The 15,449-nt window shown below is 35.2% G+C and carries 15 protein-coding genes, 2 tRNA genes and 1 other RNA gene; 7 read left to right on the forward strand and 11 right to left on the reverse strand.

What is annotated here, in order from left to right:
* Positions 1-88: 88 nt before the first annotated feature.
* The 6 genes from PHV22_RS08660 to mraY form a co-directional block, all read right to left on the reverse strand.
* A complete protein-coding gene (locus PHV22_RS08660; RefSeq protein ID WP_295023558.1) occupies positions 89-1,291 on the reverse strand; it encodes an integrase arm-type DNA-binding domain-containing protein in 1,203 nt (400 codons plus the stop codon).
* A gap of 184 nt (positions 1,292-1,475) precedes the next feature.
* Positions 1,476-1,851: a transfer-messenger RNA gene (ssrA, locus tag PHV22_RS08665) on the reverse strand.
* A gap of 112 nt (positions 1,852-1,963) precedes the next feature.
* Positions 1,964-2,039 (reverse strand) — tRNA-Phe (locus PHV22_RS08670).
* 27 nt (positions 2,040-2,066) lie between these two features.
* Positions 2,067-2,142: transfer RNA gene (locus PHV22_RS08675), tRNA-Phe, on the reverse strand.
* A 40-nt stretch (positions 2,143-2,182) separates the two neighbouring features.
* Positions 2,183-3,385 (reverse strand): UDP-N-acetylmuramoyl-L-alanine--D-glutamate ligase, encoded by a 1,203-nt coding sequence (gene murD, locus PHV22_RS08680; protein ID WP_295023555.1) that lies wholly within the window; start codon positions 3,383-3,385, stop codon positions 2,183-2,185.
* Positions 3,385-4,446 carry a phospho-N-acetylmuramoyl-pentapeptide-transferase gene (gene mraY, locus PHV22_RS08685; RefSeq protein ID WP_295023553.1) on the reverse strand — a complete coding sequence of 354 codons (1,062 nt, stop codon included), beginning with the start codon at positions 4,444-4,446 and terminating at the stop codon, positions 3,385-3,387. Before mraY ends, murD begins: the two co-directional genes overlap by 1 nt.
* 64 nt (positions 4,447-4,510) lie before the next feature.
* Here mraY and gpmI point away from each other — a divergent pair, with 64 nt between their 5' ends.
* The 5 genes from gpmI to accA all read left to right on the forward strand — a co-directional run bounded on the left by gpmI (position 4,511) and on the right by accA (position 9,380).
* Positions 4,511-5,986 carry a 2,3-bisphosphoglycerate-independent phosphoglycerate mutase gene (gene gpmI / locus PHV22_RS08690; protein ID WP_295023551.1) on the forward strand — a complete coding sequence of 492 codons (1,476 nt, stop codon included), beginning with the start codon at positions 4,511-4,513 and terminating at the stop codon, positions 5,984-5,986.
* A 33-nt stretch (positions 5,987-6,019) separates the two neighbouring features.
* Positions 6,020-6,766: a 3-oxoacyl-ACP reductase FabG gene (gene fabG, locus PHV22_RS08695; RefSeq protein WP_295023550.1), complete on the forward strand. Its 747-nt coding sequence runs from the start codon at positions 6,020-6,022 to the stop codon at positions 6,764-6,766.
* A 100-nt stretch (positions 6,767-6,866) separates the two neighbouring features.
* Entirely contained in the window at positions 6,867-7,094 is a 228-nt protein-coding gene (gene acpP, locus PHV22_RS08700) for an acyl carrier protein (RefSeq protein ID WP_295023548.1), read from the forward strand.
* A gap of 117 nt (positions 7,095-7,211) precedes the next feature.
* Positions 7,212-8,429 (forward strand): beta-ketoacyl-ACP synthase II, encoded by a 1,218-nt coding sequence (locus tag PHV22_RS08705; protein WP_295023546.1) that lies wholly within the window; start codon positions 7,212-7,214, stop codon positions 8,427-8,429.
* Positions 8,430-8,444: 15 nt separating this feature from the next.
* Positions 8,445-9,380 carry an acetyl-CoA carboxylase carboxyl transferase subunit alpha gene (accA, locus tag PHV22_RS08710; RefSeq protein ID WP_295023544.1) on the forward strand — a complete coding sequence of 312 codons (936 nt, stop codon included), beginning with the start codon at positions 8,445-8,447 and terminating at the stop codon, positions 9,378-9,380.
* A 1-nt stretch (position 9,381) separates the two neighbouring features.
* On the opposite strand, the gene PHV22_RS08715 is transcribed toward accA, so the two are convergent.
* From PHV22_RS08715 to PHV22_RS08735, 5 genes are read right to left on the reverse strand one after another with little or no spacing between them, the layout of a single operon-like run.
* Positions 9,382-10,197, reverse strand: a complete 816-nt coding sequence (locus tag PHV22_RS08715) for a 3'-5' exonuclease (protein WP_295023542.1) — start codon at positions 10,195-10,197, stop codon at positions 9,382-9,384.
* Positions 10,184-10,771 carry a phosphoribosylanthranilate isomerase gene (locus PHV22_RS08720; protein ID WP_295023541.1) on the reverse strand — a complete coding sequence of 196 codons (588 nt, stop codon included), beginning with the start codon at positions 10,769-10,771 and terminating at the stop codon, positions 10,184-10,186. Before PHV22_RS08720 ends, PHV22_RS08715 begins: the two co-directional genes overlap by 14 nt.
* 32 nt (positions 10,772-10,803) lie before the next feature.
* Entirely contained in the window at positions 10,804-11,448 is a 645-nt protein-coding gene (gene rpe / locus PHV22_RS08725; protein ID WP_295023539.1) for a ribulose-phosphate 3-epimerase, read from the reverse strand.
* Positions 11,449-11,505: 57 nt separating this feature from the next.
* The gene (locus tag PHV22_RS08730; RefSeq protein WP_295023537.1) at positions 11,506-12,900 is read right to left on the reverse strand and encodes a chemotaxis protein CheX; all 1,395 of its coding nucleotides are present in this window, start codon (positions 12,898-12,900) and stop codon (positions 11,506-11,508) included.
* Positions 12,897-13,694 (reverse strand): HDOD domain-containing protein, encoded by a 798-nt coding sequence (locus tag PHV22_RS08735; RefSeq protein WP_295023535.1) that lies wholly within the window; start codon positions 13,692-13,694, stop codon positions 12,897-12,899. Before PHV22_RS08735 ends, PHV22_RS08730 begins: the two co-directional genes overlap by 4 nt.
* Before the next feature lie 168 nt (positions 13,695-13,862).
* On the opposite strand from PHV22_RS08735, the gene rpmB reads away from it, so the two are divergent.
* Together rpmB and argJ are read left to right on the forward strand one after the other, a co-directional pair.
* Complete coding sequence (gene rpmB, locus PHV22_RS08740) at positions 13,863-14,051, forward strand: 50S ribosomal protein L28 (protein ID WP_295023533.1); 189 nt, start codon at positions 13,863-13,865, stop codon at positions 14,049-14,051.
* Between the two features lie 200 nt (positions 14,052-14,251).
* Positions 14,252-15,430, forward strand: coding sequence for a bifunctional glutamate N-acetyltransferase/amino-acid acetyltransferase ArgJ (gene argJ, locus PHV22_RS08745; protein ID WP_295023531.1), 1,179 nt, complete (start codon positions 14,252-14,254; stop codon positions 15,428-15,430).
* The last annotated feature ends 19 nt before the right edge of the window (positions 15,431-15,449 follow it).

A 15,449-nucleotide genomic window follows, 5' to 3' on the forward strand; every position in this document is an offset into this window, starting at 1 on the left:
TTTAAATAATGCAAAGCACATTGTACTAACACTGAATTAGATAAAAATTGTAACATAATAAGCAGCTTTGGCTTGTTTAAGTTATTGTTCATAATTTTTTGACAGCACTCATAATATAATCAAGATGATTGCTATACCAGTCCATCATCTCGGTACGTTCTTTTAAATACAAAGCTCTGTTATAGGCTTGAGAGACTTTTGAGCCTACCGTATGGGCAAGTTGTGTTTCGATTACATCATGAGTGTATCTACCGTGTTCATGAGCGATAGTAGAAAATATACCTCGAAATGAGTGAGCCACTATCTCATCTTTTGTGTAACCGATTCTTCTTAAAGCAGCAACCATAGCCGCATCCGAAAGAGGTGTGTTTTGACCTCTTGGTGATGGAAATAAGAACTTACTACCAGTGCTATTCTCTTTAGCTTCTTTGATAATTTCAATAGACTGTTTGCTCATGGGTACAATTAGCTCTTTATTTGTTTTCATCTTTGCAGCAGGGATAATCCACTGTTTGGCTTTTAAATTGATTTCATCCCATTCTGCATAGCGCATATTGATGGGTCTTACAAATGTATGGGCTATGAGTTTCAGAGCTAATTTTGTACTAATATGACCTGGATATTGCTCTATCAAGTTCAGTAATATACCTAACTCCTTATCACCTGTAATAATAGGGTAGTTATTTGTTTTGGATGAACCAACAACGTCTTTCAGCGATACGGATTTACAAGGATTTAGTTCTACTTCATCAGGGTAGTTAGCAATTGCGACATCATAAACTCTTGAGATGCTGCTAAAAGTCTTTTTTGCTGACTCTTTCGCACCTCTGTTGGACATATTGTTTAAAATTCTGATGATATCTTTAGGTTTTATATCATTTATTAGCATATCACCGATCTCAGGATAAACATCTTTCTTCCAGCCTTTGAGACTTCTTACTAAATGAGTTTCGCTTACGTTATTGGCAACTTTATCCATGTAGTATTCCGACCACTCTTTAAATGTTTTAGCGGAAACTTCAGTTTGAATAGTTTCTTCAACTACAATAAATGGATCTATCCCGTCTGCAATAGCTGTTCTGGCAGCATCTCGTTTTTCTCTTGCTCTTGCTAATGATACGTCTGGATAAACTCCAAAGCTTTTACGCATAGGCTTATTGTTAAAGCGGTAACGGAATCTCCACCTTTTAGATCCTTGTGGAGTAATTTCCAAACTAAGTCCTGCACCATCATTAACTGTGTACAACTTGTCTTTTGGTTTTAAAGTTTTAACTTGCGTAGCTGTTAGCATGTGTACAACCTAGAGAAAATTTAATGTACAACATAAAAGTTGTACATATAATTGTACAATAAATTATAGATATCTGTAGTTTTTTGTATGTATTTGTATGTAGTTTTTTAGACTTTAAAGTCTTTAAAAGTTCGTATTTTTGGCATTTTAAGTGGATTTTTCATGGGATAAGAAAAAGTTGTGTTGGTGGAGCTGTGGAGAATCGAACTCCAGTCCGAAACCACGCTACTCCTAATGTCTACATGTTTAGAAAAATTGTTTGAATTTAATCTTGCTTCACACAACTTGCAAAGTTACGCAAGACGATCCTTTGGGATTCATTTTATGCACAAGGCAGACATAAAATATATCTACATAAGGGTTATACTTCGAGCCCTATCTATCTAGCGTCAATAGGTGAAGCAGCCCGCCTCTTACGAGGGGATAAAACTTAAGCTACTGCTAAAGCTGGGCGATAATTTGTATTGTTTGCGTTTAAGCAATTTGAGCCGCGTAACGGAAGTGCTCAGTCCGACATGCAATTAAAAGCTACTTGATCCCGTCGAAACCAGGTCAGCCCCATAAGCGCAATTATATCAGAAATGATTAACGAAATAGAGGTGTTGTAAATCTAAATTTATATATTGTATGTGATTGTGTTGCTAAATGGAGGTTAAAAGTTATGTTTTAAGGTGGTGGCCAATCTCGGAATTGAACCAAGGACACAATGATTTTCAGTCATTTGCTCTACCAACTGAGCTAATTGGCCATAATAAAAAGTAGATGAGTTCAAAAGTGGTGGCCTGTCTCGGAATTGAACCAAGGACACAATGATTTTCAGTCATTTGCTCTACCAACTGAGCTAACAGGCCATCTTTTAAGAGCGCAATTATACAGCTAGAGCACTGAAAGTTAGCTTATGCTGTGAACTGCCTCTTTGAACTCGTTGCCTCTTTGCACATAAGAGGTAAACTCATCAAGGCTAGATGCGGCAGGAGAGAGCATTCCGATTTCGCTGTTCTGTAGGTTTTTATCTATTTTATTTACTGCATCTGCCAAGTTTTTGCATAGCTCAAAAGGTATATTATAGTTTGTTGCTAGCGTTGATAGTTTCTCTTTATTGGTCCCAATATTGTATATTTTTACTTTGTAATTTTTTAGAAATTCAAAAAGTTCAGCTAAATCAACGCCTTTATCGTCTCCACCTAAAATAAGGTGGACAAAAGAGCCGTGGTAGCGATTAAGTGCAGCTATTGTAGCGTCAAGATTAGTGGCTTTTGTGTCATTTATCCATAGGCGGTCTTTACTGTCTCTGAGCTCTTCTTGTCTATGCGCGTCTATGATAAACGAGTTTATTTTTTCATAATCAACTCTATCAAAAAGCATTTTATCAACCGCCATTGCTAAAAGTGCATCTACCAAAAACACACCTTTAAACTTTATTTTCTCTCTATCTATGCCAAAATGTAGAGCTAAATCCTCTTCGTTTGAGTAAGTGATTATGTGTGCTGAAGTTTTTATATCTTTGAACTCGGCTGGAATTATTGCAATTTCACCCTCTTTCATTTGTGAAATAGGTCTTAATTTTGCTTTTATATACTCATCCATATCTCCATGCCAGCTTAGATGATCTGGCGTTATTGGAAGTAAAACATATATATTTGGAACTGCTTTGTTGGTGTAGTGCATAGTAAAAGAGCTAGTCTCAAGGACCCAGATGCTAGCATCTGAGCTTAAATCTGCTAAAGGAGTTCCTATATTTCCACCCTCTTGTGAGCCTCTATCTTGAAGCAAATACTGCATCATTTGAGTTGTTGTTGTTTTACCATTTGTTCCGCTTATCCAGACTGTAAGTGGGGATTTATCGGCAAAGCAGTCATAATCGCTTATAAGATTTTTTGCTTTTCTAACAAGTGGATTTGATGGTGCTATTCCAGGAGAGACTATCTCTAAGTCCGAATATTTTGAATCAAAACTTGATGATGGTTTTACTCTGAAGCCGTTTTCATCAACAAAAGGTTTTGTACATTTGTCATCATAAAAGATAGCGTTTGGATAGAGTTTTGTTAAAGCCTTTGTTGTTTTTCCGTAACCAAATAGAGATACTCTTTTCATTAGCGAATCTTTAGAGAGATTAGTGCAATCATATTTGAAAGAATAGAGATTATCCAAAATCTAACAATAATCTTGTTTTCAGCCCAATGTTTCATCTCAAAATGGTGATGAATTGGAGCCATTAAAAACACCCTTTTTTTACGAAGTTTGAAACTTCCAACTTGAAGAATAACAGAGAGAGTTTCAATTACAAATATTAAACCAATTATCAGTAGGAGAATCTCGCTTTTACTTATAATTGCAAGGTAACCCAAAAAAGCACCTATTGTTAGTGAACCGCTATCGCCCATAAAAACTTCAGCTGGATGACAGTTGTGCCATAAAAATCCGGTAAGTGCGCCCATTAAGGCGCTAGAAATTATTGCAACTTCACCAATGTTGAAAGTTGGCATAAGCAGATATGCACTTATTTTCACATTTCCTGTGATGTAGATAATAATACTAAAAGATGTAAGTGCAGCAAGAGATGGAACTGTCGCAAGTCCGTCTAGCCCGTCTGTTAAATTTACTGCATTTGAGGTGGCGATAATGATGATTACCCAAAATACAATTGCCAAGAGACCCATATCGTAAATAGGATTTTTGATAAACGGAACATAAAGATTAGTGTTAAAATCAGAGAGATTAAACAGAAAAAGCGCGACGACAAGAGCTGATATAAATTGAAGCAGAAGTTTAGTTCTTGCTTTTAAACCAGCTAGATTCTGATTTTTTTTGATTTTTGCATAGTCGTCCTGAAAACCTATAAGAGCAAAAAGTACAAGCGTTAAGATAGCTCCAAGAGCATAAACATTTGTAAGTCTGATGCTTATTAGAGATGCCAAAATAGTAGCACCAATAAAAACAACTCCACCCATAGTTGGAGTTTTTGCTTTCTCTTTATGTCTGTCAGGTGCCCATCCGTTTATGGGTTGAACGCGGGATGTATTTTGCGCCCATCTGATAAAACGAGGCATTAAAAATAGTGTAAAAAATAGAGCCAAAAAGAATGCTATTCCTGCTCTTACGGTGATGTATCCAAGTAAATTAATCTTTAATAATTCTGATAGCCAATATAGCAAAGTATTATCCTTATAAAATGAAGATGACATTATAGTATAATTGCACAAAACAAAAGGGGGAAAATTGAGAAAAAAAGCTATCTTGGTTATAACAGATGGAATAGGATACTCCTCAAAAACGCAATTTAATGCATTTTATAGTGCAACAAAGCCAACTTATGATGAACTTTTTAAAAAAACTCCACACTCTTTAATAGATACTTTTGGGCTTAGTGTTGGACTTCCAGAGGGTCAAATGGGCAACTCAGAAGTAGGGCATATGAGTATAGGAAGCGGGAGAGTTTTATATCAAGATTTAGTAAAAATATCTCTGGCCCTTTCTGAGGGCAGCATTGAACAAAATGAAGAGCTGCAAAAACTCTTTCAATCCTCTGGTAGAATACATCTCATTGGTCTCATGAGTGATGGCGGTGTCCACTCTCATATAGAGCATTTTATAGGTATAGCTGATATTGCTGCAAGAAACAACAAAGAAATTTTCTTGCACCTTATAACTGACGGAAGAGATGTCTCTCCTGTGTCGGCGCAAAAATATTTAAAGCAGATAGAGAGTTATTTAAGTGATAAAATAAAGATAGCGACAATTGCAGGTCGTTTTTATAGTATGGATAGAGATAATCGTTGGGATAGGGTTGAAAAAGGATATGACGCAGTAGTGCGAGCAACTCCGAAAACAGACATGAGCGTATCTGAGTATATAGAATTATCATACGCAAAAGATGAGACGGATGAGTTTATCCAACCAGTTGCGTTTGGTGTATATGATGGTTTTAGAGATGGGGATAGTGTGCTTACGATAAACTTTAGAAGTGACAGAATGAGAGAGTTTGTGAGTGCTATTGGGGATGAAAATTTTAGTGGATTTCAAAGAAAATATATAAAAGTTAACTTAGCAACTATCACAGAGTATGACAAAAGTTTTAATTTTCCTATTTTATTTAAAAAAGATTCACCTAAAAACACTCTGGCAGAGGTTATTTCAAGAGCCGGCTTAAGACAACTTCATACAGCAGAGACTGAAAAATATGCTCATGTAACATTTTTTTTAAATGGTGGGATAGATGAGCCGTATGAGAATGAGACTAGAGTTTTAATTCCATCGCCAAATGTTAAAACCTATAATGAAAAACCGCAGATGAGCGCAGTCGAAGTTGGAGATGTTGTTTTGGTGGCAATGGAAGATGAGTATGATTTCATAGTTGTAAACTTCGCAAATGGCGATATGGTTGGACATACTGGAGATTTTGAAGCAGCTAAAATAGCAGTAACTACTGTAGATGCACAACTTGGTAGAATTTTAGAAAAAGCTAAGTTGAAAGATTATGCGGTTGTGGTTACCTCCGATCATGGAAATTGTGAAGAGATGAGAGATGATGATGGAAATATTTTAACAAATCATACAGTTGGAAAAGTGTGGTGTTTTGTTGAATCAGATGGTGTTAACAAAGTTGAAGTTGGCGGTTTAAATAATATTGCACCAACAATACTGAAATTAATGGAACTTGAAATTCCATCCGAGATGGATCACGCATTAATATAGAAACAGAAATAAATAAAAATGGAGAAAAACAGAATGAAATTTAGTGGAAAAAATGTTCTAGTAACAGGTTCAAGTCGTGGTATCGGGGCGGAAATAGCGAAAGTTTTAGCAGGCTATGGGTTGAAAGTTTGGATTAATTATAGAAGTGGAGCAAAAGAGGCAGATGCCATCAAAGATGCAATTGAGGCAAGTGGTGGCAGAGCTGCTGTTATTGGTTTTGATGTAAGCGATGAAGATGCTTTTGTTGAAGCAATTAATATGATTACTGATTGTGATGGTGAGCTTTCATATCTTGTAAATAATGCTGGAATTACAAACGATAAACTAGCTCTTCGTATGAAAACAGAAGATTTTATGAGTGTTATAAATGCAAATCTTACTTCATGTTTTATTGGATGTCGTGAAGCCATGAAAGTTATGAGAAAGAAAAAATTTGGAGCCGTTGTAAACATAGCTTCGATTGTTGGTGAGACTGGAAACGCTGGACAAACAAACTACTCTGCGAGTAAAGGTGGAGTTATAGCTATGAGTAAAAGTTTTGCTATAGAGGCCGCTACAAGTGGGATTCGTTACAACACAGTTACTCCAGGTTTTATAGCTACTGAGATGACGGATGCACTAAGTGATGAGATAAAAAATGGGTTTACTTCTAAGATTCCAATGAAGCGTTTTGGTAATGCAATTGAGGTTGCAGAGGCCACAGCATTTTTACTCTCAGACCACTCAAGTTACATAACCGGAGAGACGCTAAAAGTAAATGGTGGATTAAATATGGCATAGACTTTATCCCCTATAGTGCCATATTTAGTGTGTATTTTTAATTAATTAAGTTAGTTGTGCTATAATTTCGTGATTTTACATATAAAACATAGGAGCTATAATGGCACTTTTAGACGATATCAAAGAAGTAGTAGTTGAGCAATTAGGCGTTAGCGCTGATGAAGTAAAAGAAGACGCAAAGTTCGTTGAAGATTTAGGTGCAGATAGTCTAGATGTAGTTGAGTTGGTTATGGCCCTTGAAGAGAAATTCGATATTGAAATTCCTGATGATGAAGCAGAAAAAATTAGAACTGTTAGAGATGTAGTTAACTATATCGAAAGCAAATAGTTACATTATATTTTTACTAAGAGCTTCTTGTAGGGGCTTCTTGGTGGAAAATATTTTTTAGTAGTCAGTTTTTCTGATTTTTACAAAATATTTTATATTTTTTTACGGAGATTTTAAATGAAAAGAGTTGTAGTTACAGGATTGGGCATGATAAATGCAGTAGGAAACGATAAAGAGAGCTCATTTAAAGCTATTTGTGATGGTGAATGTGGGATAGACACTATCACTCTTTTTGATCCTGAAGATTATGCTGTAAAAATTGCAGGTGAAGTTAAAAATTTCAATCCAGAAACAGTTATGGCAGCAAAAGAGGTAAAAAAAGCCGATAGATTTATTCATCTTGGACTAAAAGCAGCTCAAGAGGCGATGGCAGATGCTAATTTTGGCGAAAATATTGATATGGAAAGATTCGGTATAAGCGCTGGCTCTGGAATCGGCGGACTTCCTGCAATAGAAAAAAACTCTATAATCATTGAAACAAGAGGCTCTCGTAAAATATCTCCATTTTTTATCCCATCCGCTTTAGTAAATATGCTTGGTGGTTTTGTATCGATTGAGCATGGAACAAAAGGTCCAAATCTCTCAAGTGTTACGGCATGTGCCGCTGGAACTCACGCTATTAGTGAAGCTGTAAAGACGATTATGTGCGGTGGTGCTGATAAGATGTTAGTTGTCTCGGCTGAGTGTGCTATTACAGGTGCTGGTGTTGGCGGATTTGCCGCAATGAAAGCACTCTCAACAAATAATGAAAATCCAAAAAAGGCTTCTCGTCCTTTTGATGCAGATCGTGATGGATTTGTAATGGGCGAAGGCGCCGCTGCTTTAATCTTAGAGACTTATGAAGATGCAGTTGCAAGGGGAGCAAATATTTATGGCGAAATCATAGGTTTTGGAGAGAGCGGAGATGCAAATCACATAACAACTCCAAGCCTTGATGGTCCTGCTCGAGCTATGAAAGCAGCACATAAAATGGCAGGTTTTCCAAAGCTTGATTATGTAAACGCGCATGGAACAAGCACGCCAATTAATGATAAAAATGAGACTGCAGCACTGAAAGAGTTATTAGGTGGTAAAGAAAACTGCCCTCCAATGAGCTCAATAAAAGGTCAGATTGGTCACTGTCTTGGTGCAGCTGGCGGTATTGAAGCAGTTGTTTGTCTTATGTCAATGCGTGATGGAATTATACCTCCAACGATAAACTATGAAACAGCAGATGAAAATTGTGATTTAGATATTGTTCCAAACAAGTCAAGAAAAGCAGAGCTAAATACAGTTATGAGTAACTCTTTTGGCTTTGGCGGAACTAACGGCGTTTTGATATTCAAAAAAATCTAAATACAGGGATTTAAATTGGCAACATATTTAGACTTTGAATATAAAATTAAGTTCATTCAAGAAGATATTGTATCGGCTCAAGTTCGTCATGATGATGCCGCGTTAGTAGCACTAAAAGATCAACTTGAAGCAGAAGTTTCAAATATTTTTAACAACCTATCTCCCTTTCAACAGCTTCAACTCGCTCGTCATTTAGATAGACCATATGCTCTTGATTATATAAACTTGCTTATGCGAGATAAGTATGAGATTCATGGCGATAGACATTTTCGGGATGATGCTGCGATTTTATGCTATATCGGTTATATAGGCGATGAAAAAGTTGTAGTTATTGGTGAGCAAAAGGGTCGTGGAACAAAAAATAAAATCAAAAGAAATTTTGGTATGCCACATCCAGAGGGCTACAGAAAAGCTCTTCGTGCTGCAAAATTAGCTGAGAAATTTAAAATCCCACTACTAATGTTTGTTGATACTCCTGGTGCCTATCCTGGAATTGGGGCTGAAGAAAGAAATCAAAGTGAGGCAATTGCTAGAAATCTGCTTGAGCTATCTGCTTTAAATACTCAAACCATTTCAGTTGTTATTGGCGAAGGAGGAAGTGGCGGTGCCCTTGCTATTGGAGTTGCTGATAGATTTGCAATGATGAGATACTCAGTATTTAGCGTTATTTCGCCTGAGGGATGTTCTGCTATTTTATGGAATGACCCAGCAAAAGCAGAAGTTGCTACAAATGCCATGAAGATAACAAGTGGAGATTTAAAGAAATTAAATCTTATAGATGATGTTATAGATGAGCCACTTATTGGAGCACATAGAGATAAAGAAAGTGCTGCAAATGCAATAAAAAATTATTTTTTAGCAGAGCTTAAGGAGCTTCGCAAAATGAGTGATGAAGAAAGAATGGAACAGAGATATAAAAAACTAACAGGCGTTGGAGCTTATAGCGAATAAACTACTCATCTTCGCTTGTTCTGCCATTAATATTCTCTCTTGTAGGATTAAATTTTGGTCTTTTTAATCTTTTTGCTTCCTTGGAAAATCTTATAAGATCCTCAACGCTTTTAATATCATCCCCTATGTTTTTTAATGATAGTTTTAAAAGTTCGTTAGTTGTTAACGCATCACTCATAGCTCTGTGGTGTGTTGCGCTTGGATACAAATTAAGAGATTCATTGAGGTATGAGAGTGCATATCTGTATGACTCAATTGTTCTCTCTGCTAACGCCAATGAGCATAAGCTTCTATTTAACAGTGGAGCTAAGCCAACATTTTGCATACTTAAAGATATAAACCTATAGTCAAATTTGATATCGTGTGCAACAAATACAGAGTCTTGCAAAAAAGCTTTAAACTCATGCATTACATTTTTTAAACTAGGCGCATCTTTGGTATCTTCGACAGATATGCCTGTTATCTCTGTAATATTTGGATTTATCTCATGACAGTTTACAAATGATTCATATCTGCCAACTATCTCGCCATTTTTTACTTTTATGGCACCAATCTCTATGATTTGATGTTTTTCTATTTTAGAACCATTTGTTTCAATATCAACTATACAAAATTCCATATCTTTTATTGGTATAAAGCTAGTGGCAAAAAAGTAATTGCTTTGGTGTTTTACAATCTTTAAGCCTTGTGCATACCAAAGCTCAAGTAGAAAATCTAAATTATCATTTATCTGCTCTTTAAGTGTTTTTGCAGACAGACCAGTAGTTGAGAGTTTATGGATGCTTTTTGCATCTAGAATAAAATCATGACTTAGCATTAGCTATGAATTCTTTAACTTTTTGCTCACTCTTTATGCCGTGTGATAACTCTACCCCACTGCTAACATCAACACCATAAAATCCATAATTCTTTAGAGATGCAACATTTTGAGGGTTTAGCCCACCTGCTAGAATTATTTTAGAACAATCAACATCTTTAAACCATTCAATATTTAATCTTTTTCCAGCACCACCATACTCTTCACAATAAGCGTCAATTAGCCTGTATTCATCACTATATTGTAATATATCACTAGCTTTTTGAGCTCTTACTACTTTAATGTATGGAACAAAAAGTTGTCTGCATAAAGAGTCATTTACTTCAAAATGAAGCTGAGCCAGCGTAGTTCCAGCTTCTTGAGAGTAGGAGTTGATTATTTGAGCATCAGAATTTACAAAAAGAGCGACTTTTTCTACAAATGGAGGAAGTTCTTTTATTATAGCTCTAGCATCACGAGGGGAAATATATCTTGGAGATTTTTCATAGAAAACAAAACCTAGCGCATCAGCTCCAGCATCTATGGCAATCATTGCATCTCTATATGAGGTTATGCCGCAGATTTTTACTCTCATAATTTATCTTTTTTGTAGCATTGAAATTTTTACTATCTGCATTGAAGGCTCATAATTGCCTTTTTTTTGTCAGTATGATTAAATATATAACTTCCAGCTACGACAATATCAACGCCAGCATCTCTGAGTTGTTCCACATTTTTATCACTAACACCACCATCTACCTCTATTAAGCAGTTCGGGTTAATTTTATCTCTCATAGCACTCAATCTTTTTGCCTTTGGTATAACACTCTCAATAAAGCTTTGACCGCCAAAGCCAGGATTTACACTCATAAGAAGAACCATATCCAAATCTTCAAGTAAAAACTCTATTTCTTCTGGTGGAGTGTGAGGGTTTAAAACAATCGCAGATTTAATACCTAGAGAGCGAATCTTTTGGATTAATCTATGGGGATGTTTCTCTTCTTCTATATGGAAAGAGATGTATTGCGGTTTTAGTGGAGCGAAAAGATCAACAAAAAATGAGTTATTTTCAACCATCAAGTGGATGTCTAAAGGCTTGGTTGCGACTTTCGCGATGGCAGATACTACAACAGGTCCAATTGTTAAGTTGGGAACAAAGTGCCCATCCATAACATCAACATGTATGAAGTCACATCCAGCGTTGCAAATATCTTCAATATCTCTTTGTAGATTACCAAAGTCAGCAGATAAAACACTTGGGGATATGAGCATGATAAACCTTATTGTATTTGTTGTAAAAATTAACGCAATATTACACTTTGATAGCTTTTATCTTGTTAAGAAGAATAAAAATTTATCATCATTGAATGACAAATCTACCTGAACGCCTTTTTTATTCTCAATAACTTCAAGTAAACTATCTATGTTGCCGTAAGTTCTAGGGAGTGTAATATTTACATTTATGTTTTCATCTGCAAGTAGAGTTTTTATCTTTCCGCCCACAATATTTACTAGTTCCGCTAATGTATCTAGTATTAACTCAATATCATCAGTCTGCTCACCAATAAGAAGTTCACAAGCTTTTTTGGCAATAATTATTGGAAAAACCAATATAACCATACCATCAAGATCTCCATAATATCCAATAGAGCTAGCTATTTTATCTTTTTTGTCATCAATAAAAATATTATCTATTTTAACACCATTTTTGATAGCTTTTGCATTAGTCATCATCTCTATTGTTCCAACAGTGGCGCTTATAAAGCTAGGGAGCTCTGTCACTGTTTGCTTGTTTATTGTTCTCTTGTTTTTAATATTTGAAGCACTACTTGCTCCTAGCTCTTTTAACAACTCTTTGTTTTGAAGAATATCATCCATCTGTTCATAAAAAATAATACCTGAATCTTCAAGCGTCTCTTTAAATGATTCTGGAGTTTTATTAAATGACATACCAACGATAGATATTGTCGCATTATATTCAGCTGCCGAGCTTGCTAGTTTAGAGAAAAAGTTAAGAGCATGGACATTCATGCTTATAGTTTTATAGGCGTCAAATATAAACAGTCTAAAGCCAACATTGAGTGAGTTTTTATGATATTCAATATTAAATTTATCATTAATTTCTGCATCTAGAAATTGTGATACTGTGTAGATTATTGCATTTCCTGCCACTCTTGTCGCAATTTTTTGCCCCATATGTCCTAGGTAAGTTAAGTCAATTATATAATCATAAAGCTCTTTTTTGCTGGCTTTGTCATTAAACTCTTCCTCTGTCTGTGCAACTATTGGGTTGTATCCACCATCATGAAGGTCTATCGCCATAGCTGTCCTTTGAGATTTATCAGGGCTATAAAGTAGAACTGTTTTGTCTGTTTCTTTAAAACCGGATGAAAACAGTGATGCAATATCAGAAGTTTTATATAAAGAAAAATCAATTTGATCCCCAAAAAACTTTCTTATTGCATCATATTTTATTGCATCGTAGTCGCAAAATCCAACAATTGAATGATTTTTTTTACGAACTGCATGAAACAGTTTTGTAAAAGCATCTAGACCATTTTTGTTGAAAAATATTACTTTCTTGAGAGAAACTAAAATCATATCTGCTTTTAAGTTTATAGCTGATTCAATGTCGTCTATACTTAGAAGCTCGCTTGTGTTGTTTCCATCTAAAAAGCCTTGTGGTGTAAAGACAGCCACTCCTTTTTTTAATACTGCTTTCATGAAATTTCCATAACTTCAGCAAACTCACTGTAAATATCAGCTACAAAATCTATTTGAAAATCAATAAAATCATTAAGCCTGGCCTCTATAAATATTGGTTTTGATAGTTCATAAAAAAGTAACAGATGCATCCATTTTCCTAAGGTATCAATCTCTTTGTTGCCTGATTGTTTGGTGCCAGATGAAGATTGAATAACTTTATAGATTACCTCATTCATCTCCCATTTTTTTGCTATCTCTTCGCAGATATCAAACAAAGAGACCCCACAAAGACGACTTAAAATTGTATTAAAATCTATTGCTTTTGTCTCTCTTAGAAGCTTTACATCATCTAGATGCTCAAAAAAAAGAGCTTCTGTTATGATTATACTTGATGGTAGAAGAGTTATTGCGTTATACATCTCTTTATCGGATATATTTAGATATTTTAGGATTTTTTCCCAATTTTTAGATAAATCTGCTTGTAGTTCATAAAAAGTTTTTTTATTTAGCTTAAAAAGGACCCACTTATCTGGACTAAGCAGGGATATCATGTAGTTATAGACGGTTTGCTTGGTTAGTGATAATCCAAGAATAGCAAATATTTGTGAAAGATCATTTACCTCATTTGTAAAGCCATAAATTGGCTTATTTACTATATTTTTAAGATATGTTCTAAGAGCCATATCTTCTCCAGCAACTTTTGCTGCCTTAGTTAATTCGCCTTGATTCACAAGCAAAAGCGTCTCTTTAATGATTTTCGGCGAAGGAGGAATTTTTTCTATAAAAGAATCTATTTTATTTTTTGTTATCATAGGCTCAACATATGTTAAATTTTATGCATTTTAACTACATAATAATAAGATATATATAAAGATATAACATTCATAAAATAATATAGATTCAAATAAAGCCCTTAAGCAGAAGTTTTGTTTGAAGCTGATACAATTCGCAACTTTAAAACCTAACATAAGGAACCCAACATGGCAAGAAAATGTGCTATAAGCGGCAAAGGCCCAATGAGCGGGAACAATGTTTCTCACGCAAAAAATAGAACAAAGCGTCGTTTTTTACTAAATCTTAGAACACTTCGTATTACTTTAGATGACGGCACTACTCAAAAAATTAAAATTTCTGCAAGAGAGTTGCGTACACTTAAGAAAAATTCTTAGTTGTAGCTATTCTTAACTCTCATAGAAGAGTTAAGAATTTTTATTTTTAGAGATATTCAGATATACCACAAAGCTTCTTTTTGAAGCTTACTTCCTACAACAATCATTTACATATCTTTTCTTTACTACTCTAAATATCTATAATTGAAAATATTATGTGATAATATCAAATTAATAAAATATGGTTAAGGAGTTTTGATTTGTATAATATAACTTATATGCGAGGCGGGGTTTGTGAGAGTAATGGTTTTTTTGCTGATGGCGTGAGTGCTGGACTCAAAAGAGACAATGCAAAAGATATGGCATTTATATATAGTGATGTTTTGTGTGAGGTCGCTTCTGTTTTTACAACAAATAAGATGTGTGCAGCCCCGATAAGACACTTTTTGTCTATGGGAGAGTTTAAGAGTAATTTTTTGTTAATCAACTCTAAAAATGCAAATGCAATGACTGGAAAATCTGGCATAGATGATATAAGAGAGGTTCTTGCAACTCTTGATAAGAGTGTTATAAATCCCATTATGAGTTCAACTGGAGTAATCGGTGTTAGACTTCCAAAAGAGAAAATCATGGAAGGTATGAAGCTTTTTGATTTCTCTAAAAAAGATTCACAGAGTGCTTCAAAAGCCATAATGACAACCGATAGTTTTGCAAAAGAGATAGCTTTTAGCGTTAAGCTTGATGATGGCAACAGTTTTAACATAGGTGCAATAGCAAAAGGCGCTGGTATGATAAATCCAGCAATGGCTACTATGCTCTGCTTCATAACTACTGATGCCAAAGTTTCAAAAAATGAGATGCAAGAGATTTTAGATGAGACAATAAAAACAACATTTAACGCCATTAGCGTGGATGGAGACACTTCAACGAATGATACAGTTTTGCTTTTAGCTAATGGAAAAAGTGGAGCATATGACAAAGAGGCATTTAGAGAAGTGTTATTTAAAATAATGCACTTTTTAGCGCTTGAGATGGTTAGGGACGGCGAGGGTGCCACAAAACTTGTTACCTATAAAGTAAGTGGCGCAAAAGATGATAAAGATGCTGAGATTGTAGCAAAAGCGCTCTCTGACTCACTTCTTGTAAAAACTGCACTCTTTGGAGAGGATCCAAATTGGGGAAGAATAGCTTCAACAGTTGGCGCTAGCGGGGTAGAGTGCAGTGAAGAGAGTTTGAAAATTTCGTTTGATAATCTGTGTGTTTATGATAGAGGTGAACTATTTTTTGATGCAGAGATGGAGAAAAAATGTGCCGTTGTGATGCAGCATCAAAAATTTACAATCTCTTGTGATTTAGGTATTGGAGATGGAAATTTTAAGGCGTATGGATGCGATCTGGGTCATGACTATGTAAAGATAAATGCTGATTATAGAAGTTAAATTTAAAGGGATTTCTCCC

The organism is Sulfurimonas sp., from assembly GCF_028713515.1.
In the GTDB taxonomy this organism is placed as follows: Bacteria; Campylobacterota; Campylobacteria; order Campylobacterales; family Sulfurimonadaceae; genus Sulfurimonas.

Excerpts from the sequence above, each read along its gene's own strand:
- PHV22_RS08705 (WP_295023546.1), top strand. The coding sequence starts at position 7,212 with ATGAAAAGAGTTGTAGTTACAGGATTGGGCATGATAAATGCAGTAGGA.
- rpmB (WP_295023533.1), top strand. The coding sequence starts at position 13,863 with ATGGCAAGAAAATGTGCTATAAGCGGCAAAGGCCCAATGAGCGGGAAC.
- PHV22_RS08720 (WP_295023541.1), bottom strand. The coding sequence starts at position 10,771 with ATGAGAGTAAAAATCTGCGGCATAACCTCATATAGAGATGCAATGATT.
- PHV22_RS08715 (WP_295023542.1), bottom strand. The coding sequence starts at position 10,197 with ATGCTAAGTCATGATTTTATTCTAGATGCAAAAAGCATCCATAAACTC.
- PHV22_RS08660 (WP_295023558.1), bottom strand. The coding sequence starts at position 1,291 with ATGCTAACAGCTACGCAAGTTAAAACTTTAAAACCAAAAGACAAGTTG.
- fabG (WP_295023550.1), top strand. The coding sequence starts at position 6,020 with ATGAAATTTAGTGGAAAAAATGTTCTAGTAACAGGTTCAAGTCGTGGT.
- rpe (WP_295023539.1), bottom strand. The coding sequence starts at position 11,448 with ATGCTCATATCCCCAAGTGTTTTATCTGCTGACTTTGGTAATCTACAA.
- PHV22_RS08730 (WP_295023537.1), bottom strand. The coding sequence starts at position 12,900 with ATGAAAGCAGTATTAAAAAAAGGAGTGGCTGTCTTTACACCACAAGGC.
- acpP (WP_295023548.1), top strand. The coding sequence starts at position 6,867 with ATGGCACTTTTAGACGATATCAAAGAAGTAGTAGTTGAGCAATTAGGC.
- PHV22_RS08735 (WP_295023535.1), bottom strand. The coding sequence starts at position 13,694 with ATGATAACAAAAAATAAAATAGATTCTTTTATAGAAAAAATTCCTCCT.
- murD (WP_295023555.1), bottom strand. The coding sequence starts at position 3,385 with ATGAAAAGAGTATCTCTATTTGGTTACGGAAAAACAACAAAGGCTTTA.